Origin of the sequence: Streptomyces sp. CB02261 (assembly GCF_001905665.1) — a bacterium.
Taxonomy (GTDB): domain Bacteria; phylum Actinomycetota; class Actinomycetes; order Streptomycetales; family Streptomycetaceae; genus Streptomyces.
Genome location: NZ_LIVX01000007.1, coordinates 583,158 through 601,169, shown reverse-complemented (window position 1 = coordinate 601,169; position 18,012 = coordinate 583,158). Strand labels below are relative to the sequence as shown.

The following is an 18,012-nucleotide window of genomic DNA, read 5'->3' as shown; positions in this document are numbered from 1 at the left end:
GATGACGTTCACCGGTGTCTGTGCGGTCAGCGTGAAACCGCTGCCGGTCAGGTTCGTCTGCGACACGGGCTGGGGCACCACGGACGGAACGGCGGCCGCCTCGACCGCCGCCGCCGGGGCGGCCGAAGCCGTCACCGGCACGAGCGCGGCGAAAGCGAGAGCGAGAGCGGTGAGAGCGGCGAGATTTCTGCCCCGGGAACGCGCTGAGCGCATGGGTGATTCCTTCGGTGGAGAGGAGGGCACGGCTACGGGCGCGGCTGGGCACGCGCCCCCGCCGGGAGTGCGGTGACGACAAGCAGGCAGCAGAGAACACCAACCATGCGTGGTGATGCGAAATTCGGCCTGTTGCTGATCACTTTCGAACGAACCGTGGCAGTGCCGAGGCGAGAGCGTCAAGTCCTACTGGGGCGTAGCTTCGTCGCCCGCGGAGCCGACCGCATTTTCGGTGAACTACAGGAGAACCCATGGCACTTGGACTTGCCGAGCCGCGTATGATTACGTAACCATGCAAGCCCACCGACGCCCGGAGCGTTCCGTTCCGGCAGGGGCTTTCACGACGCGCAGAACCGGGGCCGACAGGTGTCCTCTGCCATCGAATCCGACGCCGGTCGCCTCCGCTCCGCATGGCAGCGGCGTGCGTGCGGGGCTCTCCGCCTGTGACATGAACCGCATGACGTACAAGGGGCCCGCCACTCGCTACCGTGCATCCCCGAGTCCGAGACAATGGTCCGAGCCCGAGACCCCGGCAGGAAGCAGACCACCCCCCATGCCCATCCTTCGACGGCATGAGGTCCGATGACGTCACCAGTTGCCCGACGAGGCCCGGAAGGAGCCCCGATGACGGACGACGGTTCCCAGCCCGAGCCGGCCACGCTCCCTTCACGCACGGCGTGGGTCTTCCTGGCTGCCGCGGGGGCCCTGGCCGCGCTCGGCTACACCGCGACCGAGGTCCTGAACGCCGGCATGAGGCCCGAGAGCGCCGGGACCGGCGTGGTCTCCCCGGCCCCCTCCCCGAGCCCCCCGATCCACCCGACGCCGGACTGCGGCAGTTCGGGAGCGGACTTCACGGCGTGCAGCATGGACCGCATGACGTGCGAGGAGCGGGCCGCCCACCTCAGCGCCCGCCCGCAGCCGACCGCGGATCAGCCTCGTCCGGATGTGGTCTTCTGTGCCGACGGCGCTGCGAACGACAACACTGACAGTGGGGACGACGATGAGTGAGCGCGCCCGGGTCGAAGCCGCATGGAGCCGGGTCGAGACATGGCTGAGCCGGCAGGCACCCGGGTCGTACGAGTTGCTGCGACCGGCTGCCACGCCCGAGCGGATCGAGGAGGCGGAGCAGGCTCTCGGGGTGCGCTTCCCGCCCGAGCTTCGGGCGCTCTACCTCCGGCATGACGGGGTGCGTGGCGCCGACCTGGACGAGTTCGGGGAGCAGCCGCTCCTTCCCCCGGGTGAGGACGACCCTTGGCACCGGCGGGCGAACGCAGTCGATTTCATGCCGAACGGTCAGGCGTGGCTGCCGCTCGAGCACGTCGTCAGCGCGCACGCCTCGCCGCTGTCGGAGTACGCGGGCGACGCGTCGGCCCGGTACGTTCCGGTCACCGCGTCCGCCCTGCACACGATGATGTACGGCACGTACCTCGATCTGGATACGGGAATGCTCGGCACGTGGGCGGACGCCTCCGAGCTCGAGCCGCTCGGCGTCGGCCTGGCCGGGTGGCTGGAGGACGGGGCCGACGCGCTCGTCGAGGCCCGCCCCACCCGGACCCTGGGCATGCTGCCCTACCTGTCGCCCACCGGTGACGGGCTGGGCTGGTTCGATCCCGATCCCATGTACGAGCAGGACGGATGGCGTCCCCTCGGCTCCTGACCAGGACCCTGTCCGCGAGGCAGCCCCCGAACCCGGATCACGGGTGCGGGGGCTGTCTTCACGCGGGGCGTCCCGGGGTCACGGGGTCTGAGCGCACTTGATCACATCGGCGAGCGGGTCGCACTTGTCGAACCCGGCGATGTCCACCCAGTACGTGTCCTTGTCGAGCATCCGGAACGTGGACGCGAACGATCCGAAGCGGGCCATCGACTGCGAGTTGACGTTGACCGACATCGACGACCGGCCGCAGGTCTCCTGCCAGGTCGGCGCGGCGAACCGCTCGTCGTCGTAGAGCCGGAACGTGCCGTCGGGCAGCTTGGTCTCGTAGGTCTGCACGCACTCGCGTCCCTGCAGTGCGTCCGACACCGGCTTCGGGTTCAGCCCGTCCTCCGTCGTGGGCATGCCCGCCGACTCGTAGGTGGCGTTGAACGAGTACTCGTCACACGACCGGATGTCCCTGTTGCTGCTGGACAACGACGGGTGCAGCGCCGTGGCCGGGTGGTACACCATCTTGTTGGCCGCGGCGCCGGAGCAGCTGCACCGATCGAAAGTGGATCTTGATCAATCGTCCGGATCCGACCGGCGACGCACTACTGCGCGCTCGCGACATTGCGTCGATAATTGCGCCGTGATGCGCATTCGCAAAGCGCATCACGTCAGCATCAGCACCGCACGCAGCCGCCCCCGAGCCGCCACGAAGCGCCAAGATCAACCAACAGCCTCACACGCTCTGACCTGCGACGACCGCTCAGCGACCTGCCTGCCCATCGCACCAGGAGGTACCCATGAGGATGCTCATCAACGTCCCCGAGACCGTCGTCGCCGACGCGTTGCGGGGGATGGCGGCCGCTCATCCCGAGCTCACCGTCGATGTGGAACGGCGGGTCGTGCTGCGGCGGGACGCGCCCGTCGCGGGGAAGGTCGCGCTGGTGTCCGGTGGCGGATCCGGGCACGAGCCGTTGCACGGGGGGTTCGTGGGACCCGGGATGCTGGCGGCCGCCTGTCCCGGGGAGGTGTTCACCTCCCCGGTGCCCGATCAGATGGTGCGGGCCGCGGCGGCCGTCGACAGCGGCGCCGGGGTGCTGTTCGTCGTCAAGAACTACACCGGCGACGTCCTGAACTTCGAGATGGCGGCGGAACTCGCCGAGGACGAGGGCATCCAGGTCGCCAAGGTCCTCGTCGACGACGACGTCGCCGTCACGGACAGTCTGTACACGGCGGGCCGTCGCGGTACCGGCGGCACGCTCTTCGTCGAGAAGATCGCGGGCGCGGCCGCCGAGGAGGGTGCCCCGCTGAAGCGGGTGGAGGCGATCGCCCGCCGGGTCAACGCGCGCTCGCGGTCCTTCGGCGTGGCCCTGAGCGCGTGCACCACCCCCGCCAAGGGCAGCCCCACCTTCGATCTCCCGGCGGGTGAGCTGGAGTTGGGCATCGGCATCCACGGTGAGCCCGGCCGTGAGCGGCGGCCCATGATGACGTCGCGGGAGATCGCGGACTTCGCCGTCGACGCCGTCGTCGAGGACCTCCGCCCGTCCGGACCGGTGATCGCGCTGGTCAACGGCATGGGCGCGACCCCGCTCCTCGAGCTGTACGGCTTCAACGCCGAGGTGCAGCGCGTGCTCGGCGAGCGACGCGTGCCGGTGGCCCGTACCCTCGTCGGGAACTACGTGACCTCGCTCGACATGGCCGGCTGCTCGGTGACCCTGTGCGAGGTGGACGAGGAGCTCCTCCGCCTGTGGGACGCGCCCGTGCAGACGCCCGCGCTGCGCTGGGGCCGGTGAGTCGAGGGATGGGAGAGGGGACCGGCATGACGGAGACCTTCGGCGCGGACTTCCTGGTCCGCTGGCTGGCGGCGGTGGCCGGGGCCGTCGACCGTGAGGCGGACCGGCTCACCGAGCTCGACTCGGCCATCGGCGACGCCGACCACGGCGCCAACCTGAAGCGGGGCTTCGCCGCCGTCACCGAGACCCTGGCCAAGGAGCCGCCGGCGACTCCGGGCGCGGTGCTGACGGCCGCCGGGCGGCAGTTGATCTCCACCGTGGGCGGCGCGTCGGGACCGCTGTACGGCACGCTGCTGCGGCGTACCGGCAAGACGCTCGGCGACGACGAGCGGGTCTCCCGGGCGCGGCTGGCGGAGGCGCTCGGCGCGGGTGTGACGGCCGTCTCCCAGCTGGGCGGTGCGCAGGTGGGCGACAAGACGATGCTGGACGCGCTCGTTCCGGCCGTGGAGGGTCTGCGGGAGTCGTTCGGGGCGGGCCGCGCCGCCGCCGAGGGGGGCGCCGTCGCGACCGTACCGCTGCGGGCGCGCAAGGGCAGGGCCAGCTATCTGGGCGAGCGGTCGGTGGGGCACCAGGATCCGGGGGCGACCTCGTCCGCGCTGCTGTTCGCCGCGCTCGACGACACCGCGCGTGCGGAGGGGGCGGCATGAGCGGCGCGGACGGGGGCGCGGTCGCGGGCGGTGGTTCCGGGCCCGTCGGCATCGTGCTCGTGTCGCACAGTGCCGCCGTCGCGACCGCCGTGGCCGAGCTGGCCCGGGGCCTGTCCGGGGGTGGCGACCTGGCACAGGTCGTCCCCGCAGGGGGGACCCCGGGCGGTGACCTCGGGACGAGTTCCGAACTGATCTGCGAGGCGGCGAAGGCCGCGGACCGGGGCGCCGGCGTGGCGATCCTGGTCGACCTAGGGAGCGCGGTGCTGACGGTGAAGGCGCTGCTCGCCGAGGGCGACGAGCTGCCCGAGGGCAGCCGTCTGGTGGACGCGCCGTTCGTCGAGGGCGCGGTCGCCGCACTGGTCACGGCGAGCGCCGGCGCGGACCTCGACGCGGTGGCCGCGGCGGCATCGGAGGCGTACGCCTACCGCAAGGAGTGACTGCGTGGAGTGAGCGACACGCCGCACCGGGTGGCGACCGTGTTGTGATGTACCTGGTCAACGCACTAGTGTCACAGGGCCTTGGTGTACGGGAAACCGGTGCAGTACCGGTGCGGCCCTCGCCACTGTGATCGGGAGGTCCGGCTCCACCCCCGCGGGGACACCCTCGGGGAAGCCACTGGATCGCGACGGGAGACCGTCGTGGTGTGGGAAGGCGGAGTCCGGACGTATGACCGTCAGCCAGGAGACCGGCCAGGGTGCGTTGTCCATCCACGAGGTGCTGGAGAGGGTCTCCCAACCATGCATATAGCCGAGGGGTATCTGCCCCCTGTGCACGCGGCCGCCTGGAGCGTCGCGTCCGCACCGTTCATCGTCCACGGGGTCCGCGCGCTGACCCGCGAGGTACGGTCCAATCCCGAGTCCACCCTTCTGCTCGGCGCCTCAGGCGCCTTCACCTTCGTCCTCTCGGCACTCAAACTCCCTTCCGTGACCGGCAGTTGCTCGCATCCGACCGGTACGGGTCTGGGCGCGATCCTCTTCCGTCCGCCGATCATGGCGGTCCTGGGGACGATCACTCTGCTCTTCCAGGCCCTGCTGCTGGCCCACGGCGGGCTCACCACCCTGGGCGCGAACGCCTTCTCGATGGCGATCGTCGGCCCCTGGGCGGGCTACGGCGTGTACCGGCTGCTGCGCCGGTCCGGTGCGCCGCTGATGGTGGCCGTCTTCTTCGGCGCGTTCGTCGCCGACCTGTCGACGTACTGCGTGACCAGCGTGCAGCTGGCGCTCGCCTTCCCGGACCCGGGCAGCGGGGTGGCGGGGGCGCTCGCCAAGTTCGGCGGGATCTTCGCCGTGACGCAGATCCCGCTGGCCGTGAGCGAGGGTCTGCTGACCGTGCTCGTGATGCGGCTCCTGACGCAGTCCAGCAAGGGCGAACTGATCCGGCTCGGCGTCCTCTCGGGGCGCAAGGCGGAGCGACGCGAGGAGGCGGCCGCGCGATGAGCCGGAACGCGAAGATCAACACCCTGCTGCTGCTCGTCGTCGCCGCGCTGGCGGTGCTTCCGCTCGCGCTGGGGCTCGGGGACCACAAGGAGGAACCGTTCACCGGGGCGGACGGGGAGGCGGAGACCGCGATCACGGAGCTCCAGCCGGACTACGAGCCGTGGTTCACGCCCCTGTACGAGCCGCCGTCCGGGGAGATCGAGTCCGCGCTGTTCTCGCTCCAGGCGGCGCTGGGTGCCGGTGTCCTCGCGTACTACTTCGGTCTGCGGCGAGGTCGCAGGCAGGGGGCCGCGCGGGCCGGGGCGGCCGGGGGCCTCGCGGACGGTGAGGTCGCGGCGCGTGGCGTCGAGGACGGCGGCGGTCCCGCCGACGGCGGGCGGGACGCGTAGCCTCCGATGCTGCCGATCGACGCGGCGGCGCACAGCAGTCGCTGGCGCCGCCGCCACCCCGCCGAGAAGGCGCTGCTCGGATTCGGTCTGACCCTGTGCGCGGTCTGTCTGCCCCCGTGGCCGGGGGCGGTGCTCGTGGCCGTGGCCACGCTCGGCGTCCTGCTCGGTCCGGCCGGTGTGCCGGGGCGGGCGCTGTGGCGGGCGTTCCGCATCCCGCTCGGGTTCTGCGTCACGGGCGCCGTTCCGCTCCTCTTCGAGGTCGGCGGCGCCCGGGGGCTCGTCGCGCTCTCCCCGGGAGGCCCGGCCGCGGCGGTGGAACTGCTCCTGCGGACCGGGTCGGCGTCGCTCGGGGTGCTGCTGTTCGCGTTCACCACGCCGGTCTCCGATGTCCTGCCCCGGCTCGTCCGGGCGGGGGTGCCGGCGCCGGTGGTGGACGTGGCGCTCGTGATGTACCGGATCATCTTCCTGCTGCTCGACTCGCTGGCCCGGATCCGGCAGGCCCAGGCGGCCCGGCTCGGGCACACCACCCGGGCCGCGACCTGGCGTTCGCTGGCCGGCCTCGGGGCGACGACCTTCGTGCGGGCCTTCGACCGGGCGCAGCGCCTGCAGTCGGGGCTCGCCGGGCGGGGGTACGACGGGACGCTGCGGGTGCTCGTGCCCGGGTGCGTGCTGTCGCGCCGGTTCCTCGCCGCCTCGGGCGCGCTGCTCGTGGGGCTCGTCGCCCTCACCCTCGTACTGGAAAGGTTCCTGCCGTGACGTCTTCGACGCCTTCGCCTCCCGCGGCTCCCGTGGTGGAGCTGGTGAACGCGGGCTTCGCCTACGAGGAGGGGCCCGCGGTCCTGTCGGGTGTCGGCTTCTCGATCACCCAGGGCCGGGCGGTCGCACTGCTGGGCCGTAACGGCAGCGGGAAGACGACCCTGCTGCGGCTGCTGAGCGGCGGGCTCCGCTGCGGGAGCGGTTCGCTGCTCCTGGACGGGGAGGAGGTGGCGTACGACCGCAAGGGGCTGACCCGGCTCCGGACCACCGTGCAGTTGGTGACGCAGGATCCGGACGACCAGTTGTTCGCCGCCTCGGTCGGCCAGGACGTGTCCTTCGGTCCGATGAACCTGGGGCTGCCCGAGGACGAGGTGCGGCTGCGGGTCCAGGAGGCCCTCGAAGCGCTGGACATCGTGGCTCTGGCGGACCGGCCGACGCATCTGCTGTCGTACGGGCAGCGCAAGCGGGCCGCGATCGCGGGTGCCGTCGCGATGCGGCCGAGGGTGCTGATCATGGACGAGCCGACGGCCGGGCTCGACCCGCACGGGCAGGAACGGCTCCTTGAGGCGCTCCAGCGGCTCCAGGGATCCGGGACGACGGTCCTCATGGCGACCCACGACGTGGATCTGGCGCTGCGCTGGGCGGACGAGGCGGCGGTGCTCTCCCCCGCCGGTCTGCGCACGGGTCCGGTCGCCGAGCTGCTGGCGGACGACGCGCTGCTCGACGCGGCCCGGCTGCGGCGCCCCTGGGGGACGGCCGTGGCCCGACTGCTGCGGGCACGGGGCCTGCTCGCCGCGGACGCTCCGGAGCCGCGCACGCCGGAGGATCTGGAGGTGTGGATGGGGGCGGTGTCGCCGGTCGTCGGCGAGTAGGGCCGCGCCGTCGCGCGCCGGGGCGCGCGCTCTCACCTCTCGCCCGCCCGCTCTCGCCTCTCCCCGCGCGGAGCAGCGACAGCTCTTGCTACCGAGTAGTAGACATCACGTCCCAGGTCTTCTGCAACTAGTTGCAGAAGGGGGTGGGGGTCCCCTACAACTGGGGTCGACGATCCTGCGCGAGGAGGCGCCCCCCATGACCCCGTACCCGCACCTGCTGAGCCCGCTCGACCTCGGGTTCACCACCCTGCCCAACCGGGTGATCATGGGCTCGATGCACGTCGGCCTCGAGGAGACCGAGCACGGCTTCGAGCGCATGGCCGCCTTCTACGCCGAGCGCGCCCGGGGCGGCGTCGGCCTCATCGTCACCGGCGGCATCGCGCCCAACGACGCCGGGCGCCCGTGGGACGGCGGGGCCAAGCTCACGACCGCGGAGGAGGTCGCCGAGCACCGGCTCATCACCGACGCCGTACACGGGGCCGGCGGCCGGATCGCGATGCAGATCCTCCACTTCGGCCGGTACGCGTACCACCCCGCCCTCGTCGCGCCCAGCGCCCTCAAGGCCCCCATCAGCCCCTTCGTACCGAACGAGCTGACCGACGCCGAGGTCGAGCAGACGGTCGAGGACTACGCCCGCTGCGCCGAACTCGCCAAGGAGGCCGGCTACGACGGCGTCGAGGTGATGGGCTCCGAGGGCTACCTCATCAACGAGTTCATCGCCGCCGCCACCAACCAGCGCACCGACCGGTGGGGCGGCTCCTACGAGAACCGCGTCCGCTTCCCGCTGGAGATCGTCCGCCGTATCCGCGAGCGCGTGGGCGAGGACTTCATCCTCGTCTACCGCCTCTCCATGCTGGACCTCGTCCCCGGCGGCTCCACCCTGGAGGAGGTCGTCCAGCTGGCCAAGGAGATCGAGGCCGCGGGCGCCACCATCATCAACACCGGCATCGGCTGGCACGAGGCACGCATCCCCACCATCGCCACCTCCGTGCCGCGCGGCGCCTACACCTGGGTGACGAAGAAGCTGATGGGCGCGGTCTCCGTGCCGCTCGTCACCAGCAACCGCATCAACACCCCCGAGGTCGCGGAGGAGATCCTCGCCGACGGCCGCGCCGACCTGGTCTCGCTGGCCCGCCCCTTCCTCGCCGACCCGGACTTCGTCGCCAAGGCCACGGCCGGCCGCGCCGACACCATCAACACCTGCATCGGCTGCAACCAGGCCTGCCTCGACCACACCTTCAACCTGAAGATCACCTCCTGCCTGGTCAACCCGCGCGCGTGCCACGAGACCGAACTGGTCCTCTCCCCCACCCGGCGCGCCAAGCGGATCGCCGTGGTCGGCGCGGGCCCGGCCGGCCTCGCCTGCGCGGTGTCGGCGGCCGAGCGCGGGCACTCCGTGACCCTCTTCGACGCCGCCGACGAGATCGGCGGCCAGCTGAACGTCGCCAAGCGGGTCCCCGGCAAGGACGAGTTCAACGAGACGCTGCGCTACTTCCGCGTGCAGCTCGCCGAGCGCGGTGTCGACGTGCGGCTCGGCACCCCGGTCGCCGCCACCGACCTGGACGGCTACGACGAGGTCGTCGTCGCCACCGGCGTCTCCCCCCGCACCCCCGCCATCGCGGGCGTGGACCACCCGAGCGTGGTCAGCTACCTCGACGTGCTGCGGGACGGCGCGCCCGTCGGGGAGCGCGTCGCGATCATCGGCGCCGGCGGCATCGGCTTCGACGTCGCGGAGTTCCTCACGGACGGCGGGGAGGGCGCGAGCCAGGACCCCGAGACGTACTTCCGCCAGTGGGGCGTGGACACCTCGTACGAGAACCGTGGCGGGCTGCGGGCGCCCGAGCGCGCCGCGCCGCCGCGCCAGGTGCACCTGCTCCAGCGCAAGGAGACCAAGGTCGGCGCGGGGCTCGGCAAGACCACGGGATGGATCCACCGCACCGAGCTCAAGCACCGGGGCGTGGCGATGGTGGCGGGTGTGTCGTACGACCGGATCGACGACGAGGGCCTGCACGTCACGATCGGCGGCGAGGCGCAGCTGCTGCCGGTCGACACGGTCGTGCTCTGCGCCGGGCAGGAGCCGCGCCGGGACCTGTACGAGGAGCTGGTGGCGGCGGGCCGGGTGGCGCACCTGATCGGCGGCGCGGACGTCGCCGCCGAGCTGGACGCCAAGCGGGCCATCGACCAGGGCACCCGGCTCGCGGCCACGCTGTGATCACCGTGCCCGCCCGCTCCTAGGATGCGTGCATGTCCCTCCCGCACGCGATCCTCACCGCGCTGCTCGAGAAGCCGTCCTCGGGCCTCGAACTGACGCGCCGCTTCGACAAGTCGATCGGTTACTTCTGGTCGGCCACGCACCAGCAGATCTACCGGGAGCTGGGCAGGCTGGAGCAGGCGGGGCACATCCGTGCCCTGCCCGCCCCGGTGCCGACGCGGGGGCAGCGCAAGGAGTACGAGGTGCTGCCCGCGGGCCGCGCCGAACTCGGCACCTGGGTCGCCAGGCCCGAGGACCCGAAGCCGATGCGGGCCGCGCTGCTGCTGCGGATGCGGGCGGCCGCCGTCGTCGGGGCGGCGGGGCTGCGTGCGGAGCTGTCCCGGCATCTCGCCCTGCACCGGGAGCAGCTGGAGGAGTACCTGGCGATCGAGTCACGGGACTTCCCGGCGGAGCGCCGCAGCACGGAGCCCGACCGGCTGCGGCATCTCGTGCTGAGGGGCGGCATCGACATGGAGCGCTTCTGGGTGGAGTGGCTGACGAGCGCGCTCGCGGAACTCGAGTAGGTCACGGTCCGGCGCGCGGAACTCCTGCCCGCGCACGTCTACCGCTCCCCGTGCACGGTCTTACTCCTGCCCGCGCCCGTCTACCGCTCCACGTGCGCGTGCACGGTCTTTCCGTGGGCGTCGCGGTGGACGGTCAGGTCGTCGACGAGGCGCGCGACGATGCCCCAACCGAAGCCGCCTTCCCGGGCGGGATCGTTGCCCCTCGGGCGCGGTGGGTCGGGGTTGCCGTCGTGGACGTCGATACCGATGCCGTCCCCCTCCAGGGCGAGGTCCAGGGTGCACTCGCCGTCGGCGTACCGGATGGCGTTGGTGACCAGCTCGCTGACGACCAGGACGGCGTCGTTCTCGGTGGCCTGGCGCAGGGGGTGCCCGGCGACCAGGGCGTCACCGGCGAGACGGTGCACCTCCTGGCGCGCCCGGGCAGCGGCGCCCGGGCCCTTGAGATCATGGTGCCGGGAGACCGCCATGACGCTGTTCCCTCCCTTCCTCGGTTCGGGACAGCCTCGGTCCCCGCCTCTGCCCGGATACCGGGCATCCATTCGCCGCCGCACGGGCCGCCCGAGGGTGCGGTACGCGGGCGGCCGAAAGCGCACGGCCGTGGCCTCGGCGCGGGTGGCGGGGCGGGACGGGGCGCGTACCGGCGTGGATACTGGGCCGTTGGAAGTTCCACGACACGAAAGGGCGGGTATGGCCGACGACTTGGGGCACCGTGCGACACGTCACGCGGTGGTCATCGGGGGAAGTCTCGCTGGACTGCTCACCGCTCGGGTACTGGCCGAGCACGCGGAGAAGGTGACGGTCGTCGAGCGCGACCGTCTCCCGGAGGGGCCCGAGGCCCGGCCGGGCGTGCCGCAGGGCCGCCACCTCCACGTGCTGATCGCCGGCGGGCAGCAGGCGCTCGACGAGCTGCTCCCGGGGTTCATGGACGAGCTGCACGCGCTCGGCGCGCCCAAGGTGGGCGTGCCCGAGGACATGGTCCAGTGGCAGAACGGGCAGTGGTTCCGCCGCACGGCCGCGACCGCGCACTTCTTCACCGGTCCGCGCCCCCAGCTGGAGTGGCTGGTGCGGCAGCGCGTGCTCGCCGACCCGCGCATCGAGCTGGTCGAGGGCACGGAGACGGTGGGCCTGACCGGCGACTCCTCGCGGGTCAGGGGCGTTCGGCTGCGTGAGCGCGGCGCGGGGGCGGACAAGCAGCCGTGGACGCTCGCGGCGGACCTGGTGGTGGACGCGTCGGGGCGGTCCACGAAGGCCGCCGACTGGCTGGCGGACATCGGCGCGGAGGCCCCGCACGAGGAGATCCTGGACACCGGTCTCGCGTACGCCACCCGCGTCTACCGGGCTCCGGCGAAGGTCCCGGGGGTCGACGCGACCGGCTACTACATCGTGCCCAGCCCGGCCCAGGTGTACGGCGGTGTCGTGCTGCCCCTCGGAGACGGGCGGCACCTGGTGACCCTGTCGGGGCTGCGCGGCGACGAGCCGCCCACGGAGGACGGCGCGTTCGAGAAGTACGCCGAGCGGTTGCCGCATCCGGTACTCAGCGAGTGGCTGGCGCGGGCCGAACCGGACTCCCCGGTGTACGGATTCCGCAGGACCTCCAACATCCGGCGGCGATACGACCGTCCGGGCCGTCGCCCGGCCGGGTTCCTCGCCACCGGCGACGCGCTGTGCGCCTTCAACCCCATCTACGGGCAGGGGATGACGGTCGCCGCGCTCGGCGCGGTCGCGCTGCGGCGGGCACTCGCCGACCCCCGGCGCACCCCGACCACCCGACAGGTGCAGCGCGCGCTGTTCGACGCCTCGCGGCAGGCCTGGGACATCTCGGCGGGCGCCGACAAGAAGATGCCCGGCGCGACCGGTGACGCGGCCCGGCCGGGGCCGCTGGACAAGGCGGTCGGCTGGTACCTGAGCCGGGTGCAGGCGCGGGCGGCGGGCGATCCGGTGGTGGGGGCGCCGTTCCGCGCGGCGCTCACCCTGACCGCCCCGCTGACCTCGCTGTTCGCGCCGCCGGTGGCACGGGCGGTGCTCTTCGGCCCGGTGGCCGCCACGCCGACGGAGCCGCCGCTGAGCCGCGACGCCGGGGAGTCGCTGCCCTCCCGGGTGTGAGCGGTGCCGTGTTCCCGCGCCGGCGCGCGTGCCGAGCACGCGCCGGTGGGGCGTGCCGAGCGCGCGTTGGTGGGGCGTGCCGAGCGCGCGTTGGTGGGCGCGGAGTCTCCCGAAGCGCCCCCGAGGCAACCCCCTCACGCGCCCCCTGACGCATCCCCGCACGCACCCCTGAGCCCGTCCGGTGCTGCCGCCGGGCGGGCTCAGGCGCCCGGTGCCGCCGTCACCACGCCCGCGGCGATGGCGGCGCCGAGGGCCGCGTAGTCGTCGGCGTTCTGGCCCGCGTAGGCGAGGGCGAAGTCGGCGACACCACGGTCGAAGACGTCCGAGCCCCCGAGATAGGCCGCGATCGCGATGCGGTCCCCCGAGCGGGCGTGGGCGCGGGCGAGGGCCCGGCCGCAGAGCCGCGCGTACTCCCTGAGCGCGGCCGGGGACATGGCCTCCACCTCGGCCGAGCCCTTCATGTCGCGCAGCTGGCGCCAGTAGAAGTGGCGCTCCTCGGGCCCCGTCATCCAGCCGAGGAAGATGTCGCTCGCGGCCTGGATGAGGCGCTGCCCGCAGACGACCCTGCGTCCCTGGTGGCTGTAGGCGCTCGGTTCCAGGTACGCCTCCAGGACGGAAGGCCCGGCCTCCTTGATCTGGAGGATGAGCGGGTCGCCGGCGTCCCGGCCTTCCAGGAGGAGGACGAAGCAGCGGGTGCCGACGCTACCGACCCCGACGACCTTGCGGGCGGCGTCGCGGAAGCGGTAGCGGTCGAGAAGCACTCGTCGTTCCTCGGCGAGCGAGCTGCGGTAGTCGCTGAAGATCTTGCCGAGGGTGACCCGGTCGATGTCCGTGGTGCGTTCGAGGAGCGGCGGGTCGTCGACGATGTGCCGGAATCCCGCCGGATCGGCCTCGGTCAGCTTGGCCAGGGCCTGGAGGCTGGTGCGGCGGCGGGCGCGGGCGAGGCGGTCGGCGAAGCGGGCGCGTTCGTCGCGGTGGACCAGGGGGACGAGGTCGTCGGCGGCGATCCGCTCGTACCAGACGGTGAGCTCGCCGAGGCCGGCGAGGCGGCGCACGGTCGTGCGGTACGACTCGGTGGCCAGGAGCGCCGCCCGGTGGGCCTTGGGCTTGGTGCTGCCGTTCTGGAGGGCGGCGACGGCGACGCTGGCGGCCAGCCGCTTGACGTCCCATTCGAAGGGGCCGGGAAGCGTCTCGTCGAAGTCGTTCACATCGAAGAGGAGCGTCCGTTCGGGTGAGGCGTACACCCCGAAGTTGAGGAGGTGGGCGTCGCCGCAGAGCTGCACGGTGAGCCCGGTGTGCCGCTGGGCGGCGAGGTCGGCGGCCATGACGGCGGCGGCGCCCCGGAAGAAGGCGAAGGGGGAGGACACCATCCGGCCGTAGCGGAGGGGGACGAGGTCGGGCAGCCGGTCCCGGGCCTGGCCTTCCAGCACGTCGATGGGGTGCGGACGCTGGGAGCTGGGTATCCAGCGGCCGTGGGAGGAGCGGGGGACCCGTTTGCGGGCCGCCCGGCCCCGTGCGGCGCGCTCCGACGGTGTCGTCATCCGGCCTCACCCGCCTCTTCCGCCGCCGCGGCCTCGTCCCCGTCACCTGGTACCTCATTACAAGGCGCGCCGTTCGTTTCGGCCACTCTGCCGAAGTGGTCTAGCAAAATGGTTTAGACCAATGATAGGAATTGATCACCCACACGGACCATGTGGTCACGCTGAGCGAAGAGAGGGTCTGATCATGGCCGAGCCCGAATCCGAGGCGCCGGCGGACGCGCCGCTCTATCTCCGGGTAGCCGCCGCGCTGCGCGAGGACCTCGCCCACCGGCGCATCTCCCCCGGCAGTCGGCTCCCTTCGGAACGATCCCTGTCCCAGCGGTTCCACGTCAACCGGCAGACGGTACGCAGCGCGCTCCAGCTCCTGCGGGACGAACGGCTCGTCGTCACCGACCGGCGCGGTACCTTCGCCGCCGCCGGAGCCGGGGGCGAGCCGGTCGTCCCGGCCCTGACGGCCCGCCGGCCGACGTTCCCCGGCGGGCCCCGCGCGACGGAGGCGCTGGTGCGGGCCTCGCTGACCTGGGAGCCACCGCCCACCCCCCTGGCCTCACGGCTGCTCCTCGCCCCGGGCGAGCCGACGCTCGTGCACCGGCACGTCGTGCTCGGGCCGCAGGGCACGGCGCTCCAGCGGGCGGTGTCGTGGTTCTCCCGGCCGGCGCTCACCGAGATCCCCGAGCTGTCCCGCTACCGGCGGTACCGGGACAGCCGTCAGCAGCCGGACCTGCGGCTGCTCTACCACTGGATGCACCAGGCGGGTCTGCGGATCACGCACCGGGAGTCCGTCGGCGTCCCGCCCGGTCCCGCCGCCACGTCGGCCGGCGGCGCTGCCCGGCTGTTCGTCCACCGGGTGGTGAGCGATCAGCACGGGCACGCCCTGGAGATCACGGACATCGACTTCTCGGCCCAGTCGGCTTCCTGGACCTACGAGTTCAGCGCCTGAGACCGCGCCTGGTTCCCGTCCGGTACGGGACGGGAACCAGGCGCCGGGCGCGGATGCCGGGCCGCAGTCCGGGTCCAAGTCAAAGGGTCCAAGTCAAGGGTCCGGGTCCAAGGGTCCGGGTCCGGGTCCCGGTCCGTCAGACGATGCCCTCCGAGATCTCCGCCTCCTCGCGGGCCGTGCCGTACGCCGTCGGTGTCCCGTACGAGCGGCGGGCGACGTACCACCAGACGCTGGCCAGGAGGAGGACGACGGCGAGCGCGATCACCGCGTAGTTCATGGTGTCGACCGTCACCGGGGACTTCTGGGGGAGGCAGAACAGCACGGTGACGATCGCCACCCACACGACGGCCGTCCAGCCGATCGGCTTGCTCCAGCGGCCCAGGCTCCACGGGCCGGGGGTGAACCGGTCCCCCGCGCGCAGCCGCAGATAGATCGGGATGGCGTAGGCCGGCGTGATGCCGATGACGTTGATGGCGGTGACGGCGCCGTAGGCGGTGGCGGAGTACAGCGAGGGGACGGCGAGCAGCGCGGCGACCGCCACCGCGAGCCAGACGGCCGGGACGGGGGTCTGGGTGCGGCCGCTGACCTTCCGCCAGATCGTCGAGCCGGGCAGGGCGTTGTCGCGGCTGAAGGCGAAGACCATGCGGCTAGCGGCGGCCACCTCGGCGTTGCCGCAGAAGAGCTGGGCGCCGATGACCACGAGCAGCAGGGCGGCGGCGCCGCCGGAGCCCAGGGCGTCCAGGAGGATCTGGGCCGGCGGTACGCCTCCGACGGCGTCGTCCTTCGTGGTCGCGTAGTCCTGGATGGCGAAGCTCAGGCCGGCGAGCAGGGCGAAGCCGGCGATCCAGGAGACCCAGATGGCCCGCACGATGCCCTTGGCCGCGGAGACGGAGGCGTTGGAGGTCTCCTCGGAGAGGTGGGCCGAGGCGTCGTAGCCGGAGAAGGTGTACTGGGCGAGCAGGAGGCCGATCGCGGCGACGTAGAAGGGGTTCGTCCAGCCGGTGTCGTTGACGAACTCGGTGAACACGAACCCGACGGACTGGTGCCGGTCGGGGACGAACGCGAGGGCGCCGACGATGACCGCCACGCCCCCCAGGTGCCACCAGACGCTGATCGAGTTGAGCACGCTGACCAGACGGACGCCGAAGAGGTTCAGGACGGCGTGGAGCAGAAGGATCGCCAGGAAGATCAGGAAGGTGGAGCCGGCGGTGGGCTCGAAGCCCCACTGGAGGTTGAGGAAGGCCCCGGTGAAGAGCGCGGCGCCGTAGTCGATGCCGGCGATCGCGCCGAGCAGGCCGAGCAGGTTCAGCCAGCCGGTGTACCAGCCCCAGCGGCGGCCGCCGAGCCGGTCCGCCATGTAGTAGAGGGCGCCGGAGGTCGGGTAGGCGCTGGTGACCTCGGCGAGGGCGAGGCCCACGCACAGCACGAAGAGGCCGACGCCGGCCCAGCCCCACAGCATGACGGCGGGACCGCCCGTGCCCATGCCGAAGCCGTAGAGGGTCATGCAGCCGGAGAGGACGGAGATGACCGAGAAGCTGATCGCGAAGTTGCCGAAGCCGCCCATGCGGCGGGCGAGGACGGGCTGGTAGCCGAGCTCCCTCAGCCGCGCCTCCTCGTCCTGTGCCGCGGCGGGGGGTGGCTTGCGTATCGCGTCGTCGGGGGCGGCCGTGCGGGACATCGAGTTCCTCCGGGGACGGGGGGCGGGGGGCAGGGGCGAGTACACGGGCGTACGGGCTTTCGGGGACGTGCGAGGGGCGTGTCGGCGCGTCACCCGTCGAGACAGCGGGCGCGGGCCCGCAGGAAGACCTCTTCGGCGAGTACGCGGTCGTCCGGCTGCGAGGTCCGGTACGCCCACGGCAGCGTCGTGTAGTACGGGCCGAGCGCCTCGAAGACCCGGGCCGCGTCGGCGAAGCGGAGGGCGCCGAAGAGGGCGTGCGCCAGGTGGTTGAGGTCCAGCAGCGACGCCTCGTCGGTGGCGCAGAAGAGGAACCAGGTGTCGAGGGCGCGCCGGGCGTCGCGTACGGCGTCCTCCGCGACCCAGTGGAGGTCGAGCGCCCGCTCGTGGCCGCGCTCCCGCCGGTAGCGCTCGACCCGCACATAGAGCGGGAGTGCGTGCAGGGCCGAGCCGACGGGCGCCGACGAGGCCGCCCAGTAGGAGTAGTTGACGGCCTCGGAGAGCGGCCCGGGGCGCCGGGCGTAGACGAACTGCAGCATGCGGTGGTGGGCTTCGCGGTTGTACGGGTCGCGCTTCTCCGCCTCGGCCAGCAGGCCCCAGGGGCCGGGCGGCAGCATGGGGGCCGGCGGGGAGAGCCGGTGTTCGGCCATGCGCTGGTGTCGGTCGAGGGCGGCGAGGGCGATCAGGCCCACCCAGGGCACGGGGTCGGCGGGTGCGAGGTCGGCGGCCTCCCGGCAGGCGGTCCCGGCCTCCTGCCAGAGTTCCCGGGTACGGGCGTGGCCGGCGCGGTGGGCGCGTACGGCCCGCTCGACGCTGACCCGGCTGTGCATCACGGTGGCGGCGAGGCTGTCGGGCTGCTCGGAGCGCCAGGTGTGGACGACGTCGGTGCCCGCGGCGACGGCGGCGAGGACCTGGGTGCGCCGGGTCCAGCTGTCCCAGTCCGCGGTCTCGCCGAGCAGCCGCGCCATCGCCACCCAGCGGCCGGTGCGTAGGTCCTGGACGGCGTTGCGCAGGGCGTGGTCGTGGCCCGCGGGGTGGTAGACGGGCCGGAAGCCGTGTCCGGCCATCAGGGGGTACGGCGTGGTGTGGATGACATGGGTCCTCGGTGGGTGGAGGGGGTGGTCAGTCCCCCGGCGGGCGTCCCGGCCGTTGATCGGCGATCACTATAGAGGGCGGCGAATGCGACCGGACGTCTTTCTTCCGGGACCGCAACTATTCAGCCAGCGACTG

The 18,012-nt window shown here is 72.7% G+C and carries 18 protein-coding genes, 1 pseudogene and 1 riboswitch; of the genes and pseudogenes, 13 read left to right on the top strand and 6 right to left on the bottom strand.

Annotation, left to right across the window (positions count from 1 at the left end; genetic code table 11):
* Positions 1-213, bottom strand: a pseudogene (locus AMK29_RS25265) (lytic transglycosylase domain-containing protein); the annotation flags it as partial.
* Between the two features lie 624 nt (positions 214-837).
* Here AMK29_RS25265 and AMK29_RS36550 point away from each other — a divergent pair.
* Both AMK29_RS36550 and AMK29_RS25255 read left to right on the top strand, forming a co-directional pair.
* Complete coding sequence (locus tag AMK29_RS36550; RefSeq protein WP_073817119.1) at positions 838-1,221, top strand: hypothetical protein; 384 nt, start codon at positions 838-840, stop codon at positions 1,219-1,221.
* Positions 1,214-1,870, top strand: coding sequence for an SMI1/KNR4 family protein (locus AMK29_RS25255; RefSeq protein WP_158071357.1), 657 nt, complete (start codon positions 1,214-1,216; stop codon positions 1,868-1,870). Before AMK29_RS36550 ends, AMK29_RS25255 begins: the two co-directional genes overlap by 8 nt.
* Before the next feature lie 78 nt (positions 1,871-1,948).
* Here AMK29_RS25255 and AMK29_RS25250 read toward each other — a convergent pair whose 3' ends face one another.
* A complete protein-coding gene (locus AMK29_RS25250) occupies positions 1,949-2,380 on the bottom strand; it encodes a hypothetical protein (protein ID WP_241845686.1) in 432 nt (143 codons plus the stop codon).
* Between the two features lie 275 nt (positions 2,381-2,655).
* On the opposite strand from AMK29_RS25250, the gene dhaK reads away from it, so the two are divergent.
* The 9 genes from dhaK to AMK29_RS25205 all read left to right on the top strand — a co-directional run bounded on the left by dhaK (position 2,656) and on the right by AMK29_RS25205 (position 10,523).
* Positions 2,656-3,648, top strand: a complete 993-nt coding sequence (gene dhaK, locus AMK29_RS25245) for a dihydroxyacetone kinase subunit DhaK (protein ID WP_073817114.1) — start codon at positions 2,656-2,658, stop codon at positions 3,646-3,648.
* 26 nt (positions 3,649-3,674) lie between these two features.
* Positions 3,675-4,295, top strand: a complete 621-nt coding sequence (dhaL, locus tag AMK29_RS25240; RefSeq protein ID WP_073817257.1) for a dihydroxyacetone kinase subunit DhaL — start codon at positions 3,675-3,677, stop codon at positions 4,293-4,295.
* Complete coding sequence (locus tag AMK29_RS25235) at positions 4,292-4,732, top strand: PTS-dependent dihydroxyacetone kinase phosphotransferase subunit DhaM (protein WP_073817111.1); 441 nt, start codon at positions 4,292-4,294, stop codon at positions 4,730-4,732. Before dhaL ends, AMK29_RS25235 begins: the two co-directional genes overlap by 4 nt.
* Positions 4,733-4,770: 38 nt before the next feature.
* Positions 4,771-5,003, top strand: a riboswitch (cobalamin riboswitch).
* Positions 5,004-5,032: 29 nt separating this feature from the next.
* Positions 5,033-5,731, top strand: coding sequence for an energy-coupling factor ABC transporter permease (locus tag AMK29_RS25230; RefSeq protein ID WP_073817109.1), 699 nt, complete (start codon positions 5,033-5,035; stop codon positions 5,729-5,731).
* Positions 5,728-6,120, top strand: coding sequence for an energy-coupling factor ABC transporter substrate-binding protein (locus tag AMK29_RS25225; protein WP_073817106.1), 393 nt, complete (start codon positions 5,728-5,730; stop codon positions 6,118-6,120). Before AMK29_RS25230 ends, AMK29_RS25225 begins: the two co-directional genes overlap by 4 nt.
* 6 nt (positions 6,121-6,126) lie before the next feature.
* Positions 6,127-6,876: a cobalt ECF transporter T component CbiQ gene (cbiQ, locus tag AMK29_RS25220; protein WP_073817104.1), complete on the top strand. Its 750-nt coding sequence runs from the start codon at positions 6,127-6,129 to the stop codon at positions 6,874-6,876.
* On the top strand, positions 6,873-7,748 hold the full coding sequence (locus tag AMK29_RS25215; RefSeq protein WP_073817101.1) for an energy-coupling factor ABC transporter ATP-binding protein: 876 nt from the start codon (positions 6,873-6,875) through the stop codon (positions 7,746-7,748). The genes cbiQ and AMK29_RS25215 overlap by 4 nt, the downstream gene beginning before the upstream one ends.
* Positions 7,749-7,944: 196 nt before the next feature.
* A complete protein-coding gene (locus tag AMK29_RS25210) occupies positions 7,945-9,960 on the top strand; it encodes an NADPH-dependent 2,4-dienoyl-CoA reductase (RefSeq protein ID WP_073817099.1) in 2,016 nt (671 codons plus the stop codon).
* A gap of 32 nt (positions 9,961-9,992) precedes the next feature.
* Positions 9,993-10,523, top strand: coding sequence for a PadR family transcriptional regulator (locus AMK29_RS25205; protein WP_073817097.1), 531 nt, complete (start codon positions 9,993-9,995; stop codon positions 10,521-10,523).
* 80 nt (positions 10,524-10,603) lie between these two features.
* On the opposite strand, the gene AMK29_RS25200 is transcribed toward AMK29_RS25205, so the two are convergent.
* Positions 10,604-10,990: an ATP-binding protein gene (locus AMK29_RS25200; protein ID WP_073817094.1), complete on the bottom strand. Its 387-nt coding sequence runs from the start codon at positions 10,988-10,990 to the stop codon at positions 10,604-10,606.
* A 220-nt stretch (positions 10,991-11,210) separates the two neighbouring features.
* On the opposite strand from AMK29_RS25200, the gene AMK29_RS25195 reads away from it, so the two are divergent.
* Positions 11,211-12,626: an FAD-dependent oxidoreductase gene (locus AMK29_RS25195; RefSeq protein ID WP_073817091.1), complete on the top strand. Its 1,416-nt coding sequence runs from the start codon at positions 11,211-11,213 to the stop codon at positions 12,624-12,626.
* A gap of 200 nt (positions 12,627-12,826) precedes the next feature.
* Here AMK29_RS25195 and AMK29_RS25190 read toward each other — a convergent pair whose 3' ends face one another.
* Positions 12,827-14,167, bottom strand: a complete 1,341-nt coding sequence (locus tag AMK29_RS25190) for a DUF2252 domain-containing protein (RefSeq protein ID WP_073817090.1) — start codon at positions 14,165-14,167, stop codon at positions 12,827-12,829.
* Between the two features lie 184 nt (positions 14,168-14,351).
* Between AMK29_RS25190 and AMK29_RS25185 the strand changes: the two genes are divergently transcribed.
* Positions 14,352-15,107 carry a GntR family transcriptional regulator gene (locus tag AMK29_RS25185; protein ID WP_073817087.1) on the top strand — a complete coding sequence of 252 codons (756 nt, stop codon included), beginning with the start codon at positions 14,352-14,354 and terminating at the stop codon, positions 15,105-15,107.
* Between the two features lie 136 nt (positions 15,108-15,243).
* Here AMK29_RS25185 and AMK29_RS25180 read toward each other — a convergent pair whose 3' ends face one another.
* Positions 15,244-16,785, bottom strand: coding sequence for an amino acid permease (locus AMK29_RS25180; RefSeq protein ID WP_073817085.1), 1,542 nt, complete (start codon positions 16,783-16,785; stop codon positions 15,244-15,246).
* Between the two features lie 89 nt (positions 16,786-16,874).
* Positions 16,875-17,849, bottom strand: coding sequence for a hypothetical protein (locus tag AMK29_RS25175; protein WP_073817082.1), 975 nt, complete (start codon positions 17,847-17,849; stop codon positions 16,875-16,877).
* Positions 17,850-18,012 lie beyond the last annotated feature (163 nt).